This is a genomic window from Streptomyces syringium, from assembly GCF_017876625.1.
GTDB lineage: Bacteria > Actinomycetota > Actinomycetes > Streptomycetales > Streptomycetaceae > Streptomyces > Streptomyces syringius.
The window spans coordinates 5,257,103-5,271,543 of sequence record NZ_JAGIOH010000001.1 but is presented as its reverse complement, the minus strand read 5'-3'; the positions used below and the strand labels follow the sequence as shown (position 1 = coordinate 5,271,543).

At 72.5% G+C, this 14,441-nt stretch carries 11 protein-coding genes; 8 read left to right on the top strand and 3 right to left on the bottom strand.

What is annotated here, in order from left to right:
• The first annotated feature begins 103 nt into the window (after positions 1 to 103).
• The 6 genes from scy (at position 104) to JO379_RS23615 (ending at position 10,262) form a co-directional block, all read left to right on the top strand.
• The gene (gene scy / locus JO379_RS23640; RefSeq protein ID WP_209516866.1) at positions 104 to 4,924 is read left to right on the top strand and encodes a polarized growth protein Scy; all 4,821 of its coding nucleotides are present in this window, start codon (positions 104 to 106) and stop codon (positions 4,922 to 4,924) included.
• 114 nt (positions 4,925 to 5,038) lie between these two features.
• Entirely contained in the window at positions 5,039 to 5,977 is a 939-nt protein-coding gene (locus JO379_RS23635) for a coiled-coil domain-containing protein (protein ID WP_130879962.1), read from the top strand.
• Between the two features lie 209 nt (positions 5,978 to 6,186).
• A complete protein-coding gene (locus tag JO379_RS23630) occupies positions 6,187 to 7,185 on the top strand; it encodes an ABC transporter ATP-binding protein (protein WP_209516863.1) in 999 nt (332 codons plus the stop codon).
• A gap of 2 nt (positions 7,186 to 7,187) precedes the next feature.
• A complete protein-coding gene (locus JO379_RS23625) occupies positions 7,188 to 7,958 on the top strand; it encodes an ABC transporter permease (RefSeq protein ID WP_207303982.1) in 771 nt (256 codons plus the stop codon).
• A 130-nt stretch (positions 7,959 to 8,088) separates the two neighbouring features.
• On the top strand, positions 8,089 to 9,324 hold the full coding sequence (locus JO379_RS23620; RefSeq protein ID WP_209516860.1) for an ABC transporter ATP-binding protein: 1,236 nt from the start codon (positions 8,089 to 8,091) through the stop codon (positions 9,322 to 9,324).
• Positions 9,321 to 10,262: an ABC transporter permease subunit gene (locus tag JO379_RS23615; protein WP_209516857.1), complete on the top strand. Its 942-nt coding sequence runs from the start codon at positions 9,321 to 9,323 to the stop codon at positions 10,260 to 10,262. The genes JO379_RS23620 and JO379_RS23615 overlap by 4 nt, the downstream gene beginning before the upstream one ends.
• Positions 10,263 to 10,418: 156 nt before the next feature.
• Here JO379_RS23615 and JO379_RS23610 read toward each other — a convergent pair whose 3' ends face one another.
• Both JO379_RS23610 and JO379_RS23605 read right to left on the bottom strand, forming a co-directional pair.
• Positions 10,419 to 11,024 (bottom strand): flavodoxin family protein, encoded by a 606-nt coding sequence (locus JO379_RS23610; RefSeq protein ID WP_209516855.1) that lies wholly within the window; start codon positions 11,022 to 11,024, stop codon positions 10,419 to 10,421.
• 175 nt (positions 11,025 to 11,199) lie between these two features.
• On the bottom strand, positions 11,200 to 11,541 hold the full coding sequence (locus tag JO379_RS23605) for an Rv1322 family protein (RefSeq protein ID WP_130879956.1): 342 nt from the start codon (positions 11,539 to 11,541) through the stop codon (positions 11,200 to 11,202).
• A gap of 204 nt (positions 11,542 to 11,745) precedes the next feature.
• Here JO379_RS23605 and JO379_RS23600 point away from each other — a divergent pair, with 204 nt between their 5' ends.
• The gene (locus JO379_RS23600; protein WP_209516852.1) at positions 11,746 to 12,786 is read left to right on the top strand and encodes an LLM class flavin-dependent oxidoreductase; all 1,041 of its coding nucleotides are present in this window, start codon (positions 11,746 to 11,748) and stop codon (positions 12,784 to 12,786) included.
• A gap of 217 nt (positions 12,787 to 13,003) precedes the next feature.
• On the opposite strand, the gene JO379_RS23595 is transcribed toward JO379_RS23600, so the two are convergent.
• A complete protein-coding gene (locus JO379_RS23595; RefSeq protein WP_184732534.1) occupies positions 13,004 to 13,396 on the bottom strand; it encodes an SCO5389 family protein in 393 nt (130 codons plus the stop codon).
• A gap of 221 nt (positions 13,397 to 13,617) precedes the next feature.
• Between JO379_RS23595 and nucS the strand changes: the two genes are divergently transcribed.
• The gene (nucS, locus tag JO379_RS23590; protein ID WP_130879953.1) at positions 13,618 to 14,280 is read left to right on the top strand and encodes an endonuclease NucS; all 663 of its coding nucleotides are present in this window, start codon (positions 13,618 to 13,620) and stop codon (positions 14,278 to 14,280) included.
• Positions 14,281 to 14,441 lie beyond the last annotated feature (161 nt).

Below are 14,441 nucleotides of genomic sequence, written 5' to 3'. Positions count from 1 at the left end.
ATGATCTGACACCATTTCTTCGGAAGGGCGGGCTCCGGGGTTCCACCAGTACGCAGGACGGGGCCGGCCGCCAACGCGACCAGGGGACGGATGGGACCGCGCAGTGCGGGGCAACGACCGCTACGAGGCTGACGACCACCTCTCGCAATTCGAAGCCGAGATGGAGCGGCTGAAGAAGGAGCGGGAGAAGGCGGTCCAGCACGCCGACGACCTCGGCTATCAGGTCGAGGTGCTGCGCGCCAAGCTCCACGAGGCGCGCCGCACTCTCGCCCACCGTCCGGCATACGACACCGCCGATATCGGGTACCAGGCGGAGCAGTTGCTCCGTAATGCCCAGATTCAGGCGGAACAGCTCCGCACCGACGCCGAGCGCGAGCTGCGCGAGGCCCGGGCCCAGACGCAGCGTCTCCTCCAGGAGCAGGCCGAGCGCCAGGCCCGGATGGAGGCCGAGCTGCACGCCGAGGCCGTCGCGCGCCGGCAGCGGCTCGACGAGGAGCTCAACGAGCGCCGCCAGACCGTCGAGTCGCACGTCAACGAGAACGTGGCCTGGGCCGAGCAGCTGCGGGCCCGCACGGAGTCGCAGGCGCGGCGGCTGCTGGAGGAGTCCCGGGCGGAGTCGGAGGCCGCGCTGGCCGCCGCCCGCGCGGAGGCCCAGCGGCTGACCGAGCAGGCCCGGGCCCGGCTCGGGGCGGCCGCCGAGGAGGCGCGCGCCGAAGCGGAAGCGATACTGCGCCGGGCGCGCACCGACGCGGAGCGGCTGCTGACCGCCGCGTCCGCGCAGGCCCAGGAGGCCACCGACCACGCCGAGCAGCTGCGCACGGCCACGAGCGCGGAGTCCGACCAGGCCCGTACGACGGCGGCCGAGCTGACGCGCGGCGCCGAGGCGCGGATGCAGGAGGCCGACACGGCGCTGCGCGAGGCGCGCGCCGAGGCCGAGAAGCTCGTCACCGAGGCGAAGGAGTCCGCCGCCCGCCGGCTGACGTCCGCCGAGTCGGAGAACGAGCAGCGCACCCGTACCGCCAAGGCCGAGATCGCCCGCCTGGTGGGCGAGGCGACGAAGGAGGCCGAGGCCCTCAAGGCCGAGGCGGAGCAGCTGCGCGCCGATGCCCGGGCGGAGGCCGACCGGCTGCTGGCCGAGGCGTCCGACAACGCCCGCAGTGCCGCCGCCGAGGACTCCGCGGCGCAGCTCGCGAAGGCCGCCCGGACGGCGGAGGAGATCCTGACCAAGGCGTCCGAGGACGCCCGTGCCGCCACGAAGGCGGCCGCCGAGGAGGCCGAGCGGATCCGCCGGGAGGCGGAGGCCGAGGCCGAGCGGCTGCGTGAGCAGGCGGCGGACACCGCCGAGCAGCTCAAGGGCGAGGCGAAGGACGACACCAAGGAGTACCGCGCCAAGACCGTCGAGCTCCAGGAGGAGGCACGGCGGCTGCGCGGCGAGGCCGAGCAGCTGCGGGCCGAAGCGGTCGCCGAGGGCGAGCGGATCCGGGGTGAGGCGCGCCGGGAGGCGCTCCAGCAGATCGAGGAGGCGGCCAGCACCGCCGAGGAGCTGCTCGCCAAGGCCAAGGCCGACGCGGAGGAGACCCGGGGCGGCGCGAACGCCGAGAGCGAGCGGGTGCGCGCCGAGGCCGCCGAGCGCGCGGCGGGCCTGCGCAAGCAGGCCGAGGAGGTGCTGGAGCGGTCCCGCGCCGAGGCCGAGGAGATGGCCGAGGAGGCCGAGGACCACGCGACGCGCACCCGCACCGAGGCGGCGGAGGCCGCCCGGCAGCTGCGCGAGGAGGCCGAGCGGGCCGCGAAGGCGCGCCGCGAGGAGGCGGACGCGGAGCTGACGCGGCTGCACACCGAGGCCGAGCAGCGGGTGGAGTCCGCTGAGACGGCGCTGCGCGAGGCCCGCACGGAGGCCGAGCGGCTGCGCCGGGAGACCGCCGAGGAGACCGAGCGGCTCCGTGCGGAGTCCGCGGAGCGGATCCGTACGCTCCAGGCGCAGGCCGAGACGGAGGCCGAGCGGCTGCGCGCCGAGGCCGCCGAGGAGGCGGCCGCCGCGCGTACCGAGGGCGAGGCCGTGGCCGTGCGGCTGCGGACCGAGGCCGCCGCGGAGGCGGAGCGGCTGCGCGCCGAGGCGCGGGAGAAGGCCGACCGGGTGCGGGCCGAGGCGAACGCCGCGGCCGAGCGGACGGCCGCCGAGGCCGCCGAGGCCCTGACGGCCGCGCAGGAGGAGGCCGCCCGCCGGCGTCGCGAGGCCGAGGAGCTGCTCGGTGACGCCCGTACGGAGGCGCAGGCCGAGCGTGCCGCGGCCCATGAGCAGAGCGAGGAGCTGCTGGCGTCGGCCCGTAAGCGGGTCACGGAGGCGCAGGAGGAGGCGCGGCGGCTGGTCGAGGAGGCCGAGCAGCGCGCCACCGAGCTGGTGGCCGCCGCCGAGCTGACGGCCCAGCAGGTGCGGGACGCGGTCGCGGGGCTGCACGAGCAGGCCGAGGAGGAGATCGCCGGGCTGCGCTCGGCGGCCGAGCACAACGCCGAGCGGACCCGTACCGAGGCGCAGGAGGAAGCGGACCGGGTCCGTGCCGACGCCTATGCCGAGCGCGAGCGCGGCGGCGAGGACGCTGCCCGGATGCGGGCCGAGGCGCAGGCGGCGAAGGACGCCGCGAAGGCGCTGGCGGAGCGGACGGTCGAGGAGGCCGTCGCCGAGGGGCAGCGGCTGGAGGCGGAGGCCGCCCGCACACTGGACGAGGCGCGGGAGGCCGCGAACGCCCGGCGTACCGAGGCCGCCGAGCAGGCGGACCAGTTGCTCGCCGAGGCCATGGCCGAGGCGGAGAAGCTGGTCACGGAGGCCGAGGAGACGGTCGAGCTGGCCCGGGCCGAGGCGGCCCGGACGGCGGACGAGGCCCGTAAGGCCGCGGACGCCAAGCGTGCCGAGGCCGCGGAGCAGGCCGACGCCCTCGTGATCGAGGCGACGATCGAGGCGGACCGGCTGCGGGCCGAGGCCGCCCAGGTGCTCGACGACGCCCGGGACGCCGCGAACGCCCGTCGCACGGAGGCCGCCGGTCAGGCGGACGCGCTCCTGGCCGAGGCGACCGCGGAGGCCGAGCGGCTGGTGGCCGAGGCCACCGCGACGGTGGACACGGCCCGCGAGCGCGCCGAGGCGCATCGCGCGGAGGCCGCCGGGCGGGCCGAGGCCCTCGTGGCCGAGGCGACCGCGGAGGCGGAGCGGCTGCAGGCCGAGGCCGCCAAGGCCCTCGACGAGGCGCAGGAGTTCGCCGAGACGCACAAGGCGGAGGCCACGGCGGAGGCCGAGCGGCTGGTCGCCGAGGCCGAGCGGACCGTGGACGAGGCCCGTGAGGCCGCGAACGCGCACCGCACGGAGGCCGCCGAGCAGGCCGACGAGCTGATCGCCAAGGCGACGGCCGAGGCCGAGCGGATGGTCTCGGACGCGTCGGCCAAGGCGCAGCAGATGCGCATCGACGCCTCCGACGCGCTCGCGTCGGCCGAGCAGGACGCGTCGCGTGCGCGCGCCGAGGCCCGCGAGGACGCGAACAAGATGCGGGCCGAGGGTCACGCCGAGGCCGAACGGATCGTCAACGCGGCGACGGAGCTGACCTCTTCCGCGCAGGACGACGCGGACCGCATCGTCGACGAGGCCCGCGAGGCGGCGGGTGCGCGGCGCACGGAGGCGGCCAAGCAGGCCGATGAGCTGATCGCCGAGGCGACGGCTCAGGCCGAGCGGATGCGTGCCGAGGCCGAGGAGAGCCTGGAGACGGCCCGGGCCGAGGCGGCCCGTACGGCCGAGGAGGCCCGGGAGGCCGCCGACGCCCGGCGCACGGAGGCCGGCGAGCAGGCCGACGCGCTCATGGCCGAGGCCACCGCCGAGGCGGACCGGCTGCGTACCGAGGCCGCCAAGGCCCTGGACGAGGCCCGGGAGGCCGCGAACGCCCGCCGCACGGAGGCCGCCGAGCAGGCGGACGCCCTCGTCGCGGAGGCGACGGCGGAGGCCGAGCGGATGCGGCTGGAGGCCGAGGCCGCGCTCAACTCCGCGCAGGAGAACGCGAACAGCACGCGTGCCGACTCCGCGAAGATCAAGGCCGATGCCGTGCTGGAGGCGGAGCGGCTGCGGTCCGAGGCGCGGGCCGAGGGCGAGCGGACCATCGACCAGGCGCGGGACGCGGCGGCGCAGAAGCGCACCGAGGCCGCCGAGCAGGCGGACGCCCTGATCGCCAAGGCCCAGGAGGAGGCCCTGCGGGCCGCCGCGGCCGCGGAGGAGCAGGCCGACACCATGGTGGGCGCCGCCCGCCGGGAGGCCGAGCGGATCGTGAAGGAGGCCACCGGCGAGGGCAACGCGCTGGTGGAGCAGGCCCGTACCGATGCGAACACCATGCTCGCGGAGGCGCGCGGGGACGCGACGGCCATAAGGGAGCGGGCCGAGGAGCTGCGCTCGCGGCTCGAGGGAGAGGTCGAGGAGCTGCACGACCGGGCCCGCCGGGAGGCGGCCGAGGCGATGCAGTCGGCGGGTGAGCGCTGCGACAAGCTCGTCGCGGCGGCCACCGAGCAGCTGGCGGCGGCGGAGGAGAAGGCGAAGAAGCTGGTCTCCGACGCCGGGGCCGAGGCCAACAAGGTCCGGATCGCCGCCGTGCGGAAGGCCGAGGGGCTGCTGAAGGAGGCCGAGCAGAAGAAGGCGGCCGCTGTACGCGAGTCCGAGCGCCTGCGCACCGAGGGTGCGGAGGAGGCCAAGCGGCTCGTCGAGGAGGGAAAGCGGGAGTTGGAGGTGTTGGTGCGCCGTCGGGAGGACATCAATGCCGAGATTTCCCGTGTCCAGGACGTGTTGGAAGCGTTGGAATCATTTGAGGCCCCGGGGGCAGGCGGCACCAAGGACGGTGGGGTGAAGGCGGCTGCGGGCGCGGGGGCAACTCGATCGAGTGGCAAGCAGTCCCAGAAGTAGCCACTCAAACGGGGGGACATTCTCCAGTTGTCCCTCCCATCCTCTCGTTGACACGCCGCTCGCACCCCTAGGATTCCCTCTATCACCTCACCGGTCTCTTTCGACAGGAACCCCATGAGTGACACTTCCTCCCCCTTCGGCTTCGAGCTCGTGCGGCGTGGCTACGACCGCGGCCAGGTGGACGACCGCATTTCGAAGCTCGTTGCCGACCGTGACAGCGCACTGGCTCGCATCACGTCCTTGGAAAAGCGGATCGAGGAGCTGCACCTCGAAACGCAGAACGCTCAGGCCCAGGTCAATGACGCGGAGCCGTCCTACGCGGGTCTCGGGGCACGGGTCGAGAAGATCCTGCGGCTGGCCGAGGAAGAGGCCAAGGACCTGCGCGAGGAGGCCCGTCGGGCCGCCGAGCAGCACCGTGAGCTGGCGGAGTCGGCGGCGCAGCAGGTGCGCAACGACGCCGAGTCGTTCGCCGCCGAGCGCAAGGCGAAGGCGGAGGACGAGGGCGCCCGGATCGTCGAGAAGGCGAAGGGCGACGCCGCTTCCCTGCGGGCCGAGGCGCAGAAGGACGCGCAGTCCAAGCGGGAGGAGGCGGACTCCCTCTTCGAGGAGACCCGCGCCAAGGCCGCCCAGGCCGCGGCGGACTTCGAGACCAACCTGGCCAAGCGCCGCGAGCAGTCCGAGCGCGATCTGGCGTCCCGCCAGGCCAAGGCCGAGAAGCGGCTCGCGGAGATCGAGCACCGGGCCGAGCAGCTGCGCCTGGAGGCGGAGAAGCTGCGGACGGACGCCGAGCGCCGGGCCCGCCAGACGGTGGAGACCGCGCAGCGCCAGGCCGAGGACATCGTCGCCGACGCCAACGCGAAGGCCGACCGGATCCGCAGCGAATCCGAGCGCGAGCTGGCGGCGCTCACCAACCGCCGCGACAGCATCAACGCCCAGCTGACCAACGTCCGCGAGATGCTGGCCACGCTGACCGGCGCGGCGGTGGCCGCGGCCGGCGTCCCCGGCGACGACGAGCCGATCTCCCGCGGCGTCCCGGCCCAGCAGAGCCGCTGATCCCTTGAACGACGCCCCGTAGCGGGCCGTACGTTACCCAGCGACGTACCCAGCGCGTCGTGCGCGAACCCCTGTGGCGCACGGGGCGCTGGGCTGCTTTCAGCCATAGTTTCGGCCATACATCCGGCATGCATCCGGCCCGGTCCGCCGGCGTTCCGGACCCGCCGCCACCGGTGGCGGGGCGCCCCGGGCGCCCTTAGCGTGGGTGGATGATCGAGCTTGAGGGGCTGACCAAGCGCTACGGCGAAAAGCTCGCCGTCGACCACCTCACCTTCACCGTGCGCCCCGGAATCGTCACCGGCTTCCTGGGCCCCAATGGCGCGGGCAAGTCCACGACCATGCGCATGATGCTCGACCTGGACAACCCCACCAGCGGCTCGGTGCGGATCGACGGCAGGCACTACCGCTCGCTGAAGGACCCGCTGAAGGTCGTCGGCGCCCTGCTGGAGGCCAAGGCCTGGCACGGCGGCCGCAGCGCCCACAACCACCTGCTGTGCCTGGCCCAGAGCAACGGCATCCCCCGCGCCCGGGTGCGGGAGGTGCTGGACACCGTCGGCCTGACCTCGGTGGCCAAGAAGCGCACCAAGGGCTTCTCGCTCGGCATGGGCCAGCGGCTCGGCATCGCCGCCGCGCTGCTCGGCGACCCCGAGATCCTGATGTTCGACGAGCCGGTCAACGGGCTCGACCCCGAGGGCATCCACTGGATCCGCAACCTCATGAAGAACCTGGCGGCCCAGGGCCGTACGGTCTTCGTCTCCTCGCACCTGATGAGCGAGATGGCGCTGACCGCCGAGCACCTCGTGGTCATCGGCCAGGGCCGGCTGCTCGCCGACACCTCCATGGCCGCCTTCATCGCGGAGAACTCACGCTCGTACGTACGGATGCGCTCGCCCGACCACGAGCGGCTGCGGGACGTGCTCTCCGGGGCCGGCATCACCGCCCGGCCCACGGCCGACGGCTCCCTGGAGGTGGACGGCGAGGACGCGCCGCACCTCGGTGAGCTGGCCGCGCGGCATCAGCTCACGCTGCACGAGCTGAGCCCCCAGCGGGCGTCCCTGGAAGAGGCCTTCATGCAGCTCACCGCCGAGTCGGTGGAGTACCACGCGCACGACGGCCGCCCGCCGGAGGAGGCCCGGCAGGCCGGCCCGGCCGCGCCGCCGGGCGGGCGTCCCGGCTGGGGAGCCGACTGGCGGAAGAAAGGGTCCTGACGATGGCGGTGGTGACGCAGGTCCTGCGCTCCGAATGGACAAAGATCAAATCCGTGCGTTCCACGGTATGGACGCTCGGTCTGGCCGTGGTGGTGACGGTCGCGCTCGGCGCGCTGATCAGCGCATTGTCCAAAAATGAGTTCGATAAACTCTCCACGCGGGAGAAATTGACCTTCGATCCGACCTTCACGAGTTTCGCGGGGATGGGTCTCGGGCAGCTCGCGATGATCGTTTTCGGTGTGCTGGTGGTGTCGAACGAATACAGCACCGGAATGATCCGCACCTCGCTGGCGGCCGTTCCGCAGCGCGGCACCTTTCTCTTCAGCAAGATCACCATTGCCACACTGCTCGCCCTCGTCGTCAGCATGATCACGAGTTTTGTCGCCTTTTTCGTCGGCCAGGCGATGCTCGGCAGCCACAAAGCGGCCCTCGGTGACCCCGGCGTGCTGCGCGCGGTGATCGGCGGCGGGCTCTACATGACGCTGATCACGGTCTTCTCGATGGGCGTCGCGACGATGCTGCGCAGCCCGATGCTCTCGCTCGGCATCCTCATGCCGTTCTTCTTCCTCATCTCGGCCATCCTCGGCAACGTCTCCGCCACCAAGAAGGTCGGCCAGTACCTCCCGGACCAGGCGGGGCAGAAGGTCATGCAGGTCGTCACCTTCGACGACGACGCCCCGTACGGGCCGTGGGGCGGATTCGCGATCATGGTGGTATGGGTGGTCGCCGCGCTGATCTGCGCATATGTCCTGCTGAAGAAGCGCGACGCATGAGCGCTCGGTGACCGCTCCCTGACCCACCGCCGACCCTGGAAATCCCACAAATCGGGAACCGTCAACCCTCGTCTATCCTCCTAACCCTCACGGGGGCTTATTGCCCCGACCAGCTCGCGAGGGGCGGAGAATGATCGAGGCAGTCGGCCTGACGAAGCGCTACGGCGCCAAGACGGCCGTGTACAACCTGTCGTTCCAGGTACGGCCAGGCGCCGTCACCGGCTTCCTGGGGCCCAACGGCTCCGGCAAGTCGACGACGATGCGCATGATCCTGGGCCTGGACAACCCGACGGCCGGGCAGGTGACCATCGGTGGCCACCCGTTCAACAAGCTGCCCAACGCCCCCCGCCAGGTCGGTGCCCTCCTCGACGCGAAGGCCGTGCACGGCGGGCGGAGCGCGCGGCAGCACCTGCTGTCCCTCGCCCAGCTCTCCGGCATCCCGGCCCGCCGGGTCGACGAGGTGCTCGGCGTCGTGGGCCTCCAGGACGTGGCCCGCAGGCGCTCCAAGGGCTTCTCCCTCGGCATGGGCCAGCGGCTCGGCATCGCCGCCGCGCTGCTCGGCGACCCGCAGGTGCTGCTCTTCGACGAGCCGGTCAACGGCCTCGACCCCGAGGGCATCCTGTGGGTCCGCAACCTCATGAAGCGGCTCGCCGCGGAGGGCCGCACGGTCTTCGTCTCCTCGCACCTGATGAGCGAGATGGCGCTGACCGCCGACCACCTGATCGTCATCGGGCGCGGCCAGCTGATGGCCGACATGAGCGTCACCGACTTCATCTCCGCGAACTCGGCTGACTTCGCCCGCGTCCGCACGCCCGAGGGCGAGCAGGAGGGTCGCGAGAAGCTCACCGCCGCGCTGGTCGAGGCGGGCGGCCAGGTGCTGCCCGAGCAGGACGGCGGGCTGCGCGTCACGGGCCTGGCCCTCCCCCGCATCAGCGACCTCGCGCACAGCGCGGACGTCCGCCTGTGGGAACTCTCCCCGCACCAGGCGTCCCTGGAAGAGGCGTACATGCGCCTCACCCAGGGTGCGGTCGACTACCGCTCGACCGCCGACCAGATGTCGGGCTTCCAGCAGCCGGCCCCCGGGTACGGCCAGCCGGGCGCCCCGCAGGGCTGGGCCCCGCCGCAGGGCCAGCCGCATGGTCAGCCGCAGGGCAACCCCTACCCGGTGCTTCCGGGCGAGCAGCCCAACCCGTACGCGCAGCAGCACCAGCAGCAGTTCGCCGCCGCCCCTGCCGCGCCGCAGTACCAGCAGCCTCAGCCGCCCGCCGCGGCTCCGGCCTCTCCCCCGGCGCAGCCGACCGCCGCGCCGGCTTCCGCACCCGCCCCCGCCGACCTCACCAAGCGCGACAGCGAGGACGCCCGATGACCACCCCCCAGCACCCCGCGCCCCCGCAGTCCGCCCCGCAGGGCCCGCCGCAGGGACCCCCGCAGGCCCAGGCCTACGCCCAGCCCCAGCCGCCCCAGCAGCAGCCCCAGCACGAGCAGGGCTACTGGCCGGGCACGGCGCCCGCCGGCGGTTACGTCTCGCCGATCCCGGTGCGCAAGGCCACCCTCGGGGACGCGCTCGCCTCCGAGTGGACCAAGATCAAGTCGGTCCCCTCGACGATGTGGACGCTCGGCGTCATGGTCGTGCTCGTGGTCGGCATCGGCATCCTGATCGGGACGATCTTCAAGGCGGTGAACAAGGAGGTCGACGCCTCCGCGCTGGGCCTCGGCGTCTTCGGCCTGCTGCTGGGCTCGATCTGTGTGATCACCCTCGGCGTCCTGACGATCGCCTCCGAGTACGCCACGGGGATGATCCGCACGACCCTGACCGCCTGCCCGAACCGCGGCCGGGTGCTGGCGGCCAAGGCGATCGTGTTCTTCTCGCTGACGTTCGTGATCACCTTGGTCTCCACCGCGCTGGTGAGTGTGATCAACACGGCGATGGTGGGCGATCTGGCCCTTGAGGCGACGGGCGATGAGTGGTTCAAGGCGACCGTCGGTGTGAGCCTGTACATGGGTGCGCTGGGCCTGCTGGCGCTCGCCGTGGGCACGCTGCTGCGGCACTCCGCCGGGGCCATCACGACGATGCTGGGCCTGGTACTGCTGCCCGTGGTGGTGGCGATGTTCATGATGTCCGAGAGCCTCTCGGACGTCCGTGAGTGGCTCTTCGAGTACTCGATCCCCAGCCAGCTCGTCGGCATCTTCGCCACCGAGGGCGGGGACGGCCTGACCGGCTGGGAACCGCTGTGGGTCATGCTCGGCATGGCAGCCATGGCCCTGGGCGGCGCGTACGCGGCACTGGTGAAGCGCGACGCGTAACGCTGGGCGCTGAGCCTTTCGACGGGCCTTGTGCCGCGTCCGCCTCTGCCTCCCGGCAGGGGCGGGCCTCCCGCCGGTCCGGCCCTTCGCCTGGACTTCACCCTGGCCCCCGACAGGAGCGAGCCCGGCCGACGCGGCCGGGCCGGGCCCTGTCGGTCAGGCGGGAGGCGGGCCCATGGGGGTGGTGGCCAGTGCGCGGGCGACCGTGTGCAGGTTGGCCGCCATCGCGCGCCCGGTTTTGGCCGACCACTCGTGACCTTCTTCGGTTTCGCTGTAACTCGGGCCCGGCCCGGGGCCCCTGTTCCAGTAGGTCCACGCCTGGCCGGGGATGGTGTAGCCGATGTCCATCAGTCCGCCGGTGATCTCGGAGATCACATGGTGCGCGCCGTCCTCGTTGCCGGTGACGACGACGCCGGCGACCCGGTTGTAGGCGACCGGTCGGCTTTCCGCGTCGGTTTCGCCGAGCATCGCGTCCATCCGCTCCAGCATGCGCTGCGCGATCGAGGAAGGGTGTCCCACCCACGTGGGGGTGGCCACGACGAGGATCTGCGAGTTCAGCAGCTGCTCATGGACCTGCGGCCAGTCGTCGCCGTCACCCGTATCGGTCGTCACGCCGGGCGGAATGTTGAGATCGACCAGCCGGAGTGCGGTGACCTCCACCTTCCGCTCCCGCAACGCCTGGATGACGATCCCGGCGAGACGTTCGGTGTTCGACGGCTCCGGTGAAGCCTTCAATGTGCAGTTCAGCACCAGCGCACGCACAGCACTCCCGACATGCCTCATGGAGGTGGGCCGGACAGCCCGCACAGCACGGTAACCACATGGGCCGCACCCGCCACCACGGCACGCCGATCGCCCGTCGACGCCGTCCCTGCGGCGCCCGCCGTCGTATCCACAGCGGCCTCCTGACCTGGGGCGGGACCGGGCCCGCCGCCGATCAGTAACGCGGTGCGTTACGAGACCGCTGGAGCCTCGCGCTCCGGCGGTCTCTCGCGTTCCAGCACGCCTTGTGCCAGTGGCGGCGGTCCTCGACGCCGCCGCCGTACTGCGGCCAGGCGACGAGGTGCGGGACGCCGGGCGGGATCTCCTGGTCGCAGCCGGGGCAGCGATAGTGCTTGGCCGCCGAGCCGCCGCCGATCATGCGGACGTTCCACTCCTCGCCCTGCCAGCTCTCCGTGCGCTCCAGCCCGTAACGGTTGCCGACCGGTTCGCGCTCGTCGCGCGGGTCGGCGGCTTGCTTGTCGGCGCCGCCTCGCGGGCGGTTTCGGCGCGGGGACACGGAACACCTCGGAGGTCTGGAAACACGGGCCGTGACCAGTATTACGCGCTGCGGCGGCCCGCCCGGGCACCCGCACCCCGGCACCACCCCCGCCTACTCTCCGATCATCATGAAAACTTCACGCTCCGCCGTGCCCTTGGCACGTGTCGGGCGTTATTGCCTTTGGGGGGAGGCCGCGTCGGTCGCTTAGGAGGAGTCAGAGCGATGCGCGTTGGAGCTTTTGTCCTTGCCGCCCAATTCCCCGGTCAGGGCCACGGAGAAGCGCTGTACCGAGCCGTGCGGTCGGCGGAAGTCGCCGAGGAGGCCGGGCTGGACGCCGTCTGGGTGGCCGAGCACCACTTCGTACCGTACGGAGTCTGCCCGTCCGCCGTCACCCTGGCGGCACTGCTGCTGGGGCGCACGCATTCCATCGAAGTGGGCACGGCCGTCAGCGTGTTGCCGACCGTGCACCCGGTGGCCCTGGGTGAACAGGCGGCACTCCTGCATCTGACGTCCGGTGGCCGATTCACCCTCGGGGTGGGGCGCGGCGGGCCGTGGGTGGACCTGGAGGTCTTCGACTCCGGCCTCGCGGCGTACGAAGAGGGGTTCCCCGAGTCCCTCGAACTGCTGATGCGCTGGCTGCGCGAACCCCGCGTGAGCGCTGACGGGAAACGATTCGCCTTCCGCGAGGTCCCGGTCGTCCCGCGCCCGGACGAACTGCTCGACCCCTCCGGTGCCGGCCGCCCCGGCCCGCCGGTCATGGTCGCCTGCACCTCGCCCGACAGCGTGCGGCTCGCGGCCCGGCACGGACTGCCGATGCTGCTCGGCATGCACATCGGGGACGAGGAGAAGGCGGAGATGGTCGCCGCGTGGCGCAAATGCGCCCTGGAGTCCGGGAGTTCACCGGAGGAGGTCGCGGCGGCGGGCCATGTGGCGGCCGGGGTCGCCCAGGTCGCCGACAACCGGGCCGCAGCGACCGAGACCCTGCTGAAGGCCATGCCGGGCTGGCTGCACAAGGGACTCACGGCACATGTGACGGTCGACGGCCGTGAGCGGCGGATGCGCGACCCGTACGACTACACGGAGCTGCTCTGCGATCTCCATCCGGTGGGACCGCCCCGGCTGTGCGCCGACCGGCTGGCCGCGACCGCCGAGCGCACGGGCATCAGCCGCTTCGCCCTGCTGACCGAGGGCTCCGGGGATCTCGCCGCCACCGAGGACAATCTCCGTCGGCTCGGCGGGGAGGTACTGCCGCTGCTCGCCTGAGCCGCCCCCGGCCGGTACTGGCCCCCGCCCCCGGCCGTGCGCCCCTGCCCATGTCCTTCGCCCGGCTTCCCCCGGGCCGGGCCCCTCGCACCCTTGTGTCCCTGTGCCCTGTCCCCCGTGCCCCCGTGTCCCGTGCCCCCGCGGATCGTGCGGAGCTGCCGCCCACGACTCGTCGCGCACCTCCCCTCCCCCCGCGAGGAGCGGCAGCAAGGGCAGGTCAGCAGTCCCGCAGCTCCGGGGACTGGTTCAGCAGCTGGCCCCGGATCGAGGTGAAGCGGGCCAGGCGGTCGTCCACCGCCGGGTCGAGCGGGAAGACGGCCACCCGATGGCAGTTCTGGAACGCCAGGCGTACCCCGAAGTGTCGCTGGAGCGCACCGCGAATCGCGTCACTCGCCAGGGCGCGCAGCAGCTGACCGCGCGCCTGCTCGTCCGGCGGCGGCGTCCGGTTGTCGGCGAATTCGCCGCCTTCGACCTTGAGCTGGACCACCAGGGAGCTGACCATCTCCCACGCGTACGGCAGGGAGTTCCGGACGCAGTCGACGAATTCCGCTTCGTCGACCTCGCCTCGCTCGGCCTGTTCAAGGAGGGCCGGTGAGACGTCGAGCGACATGGGTTCTCCTCTCGAGGACCCCGCGAGCGGGGTCACAGGGATGGGCGGGCGGACGACGACGCCCTGTGCCCGTACGGCGACCGCCCGCTTCAACGGTAATTCGGCCACTGCTGCCGCACCAGGAGAACGCACATACAACTGGCCATCCAGTGCCCTCCATCGAACGGGTTCTTCCGGGGCGAATCGCGTCGAGCGGCAGGAGTCGAGTAGCGTGACCCACCATGCGTCTCGTCATTGCCCGTTGCTCCGTGGACTACGCGGGCCGGCTCACCGCCCACCTTCCTTCCGCCCCGCGTCTGATCCTGGTCAAGGCGGACGGCAGCGTCTCCATCCACGCGGACGACCGGGCCTACAAGCCCCTCAACTGGATGTCCCCGCCCTGCACGCTGAAGGAGGGCGACGGCAGTGTGTGGACGGTGGTGAACAAGGCAGGCGAGAAATTGATCATCACCATGGAGGAAGTCCTCCATGATTCCTCGCACGAGCTGGGCGTCGACCCCGGTCTGGTGAAGGACGGCGTGGAAGCGCACCTTCAGGAACTGCTCGCGGACCGCATCACCACGCTCGGTGACGGCTACACCCTGATCCGTCGCGAATATCCGACGGCCATCGGGCCCGTGGACATCCTCTGCCGGGACGCCGACGGCGCCACCGTGGCGGTGGAGCTGAAGCGGCGCGGCGACATCGACGGCGTCGAGCAGCTGACCCGCTATCTCGAGCTGCTCAACCGCGACCCGCACCTGGCCCCCGTACGAGGGATTTTCGCCGCCCAGGAGATCAAGCCGCAAGCACGCGTCCTGGCCACGGACCGCGGCATCGGCTGCGTCGTCCTGGACTACGACGCGATGCGCGGCATCGAGGACGACAAGCTCAGGCTGTTCTAGGGACCGGGCGCCCTGCGGGGTGTCCTGCCGACGGCGGGCCGTCTTGCCGCCTGCGGCGGCGGGCGCCCTGCGGGCGCGTCCTCAATCGCCGGACGGGCTTGATGTGGCTGAGCTCAGCCACATCAAGCCCGTCCGGCGATTGAGGACACCGCCGCGCAGCG

Coding starts and splice junctions, on each gene's coding strand:
- JO379_RS23635 (WP_130879962.1), top strand. CDS start 5,039: ATGAGTGACACTTCCTCCCCCTTCGGCTTCGAGCTCGTGCGGCGTGGC.
- JO379_RS23630 (WP_209516863.1), top strand. CDS start 6,187: ATGATCGAGCTTGAGGGGCTGACCAAGCGCTACGGCGAAAAGCTCGCC.
- JO379_RS23625 (WP_207303982.1), top strand. CDS start 7,188: ATGGCGGTGGTGACGCAGGTCCTGCGCTCCGAATGGACAAAGATCAAA.
- JO379_RS23620 (WP_209516860.1), top strand. CDS start 8,089: ATGATCGAGGCAGTCGGCCTGACGAAGCGCTACGGCGCCAAGACGGCC.
- JO379_RS23615 (WP_209516857.1), top strand. CDS start 9,321: ATGACCACCCCCCAGCACCCCGCGCCCCCGCAGTCCGCCCCGCAGGGC.
- JO379_RS23600 (WP_209516852.1), top strand. CDS start 11,746: ATGCGCGTTGGAGCTTTTGTCCTTGCCGCCCAATTCCCCGGTCAGGGC.
- JO379_RS23595 (WP_184732534.1), bottom strand. CDS start 13,396: ATGTCGCTCGACGTCTCACCGGCCCTCCTTGAACAGGCCGAGCGAGGC.
- nucS (WP_130879953.1), top strand. CDS start 13,618: ATGCGTCTCGTCATTGCCCGTTGCTCCGTGGACTACGCGGGCCGGCTC.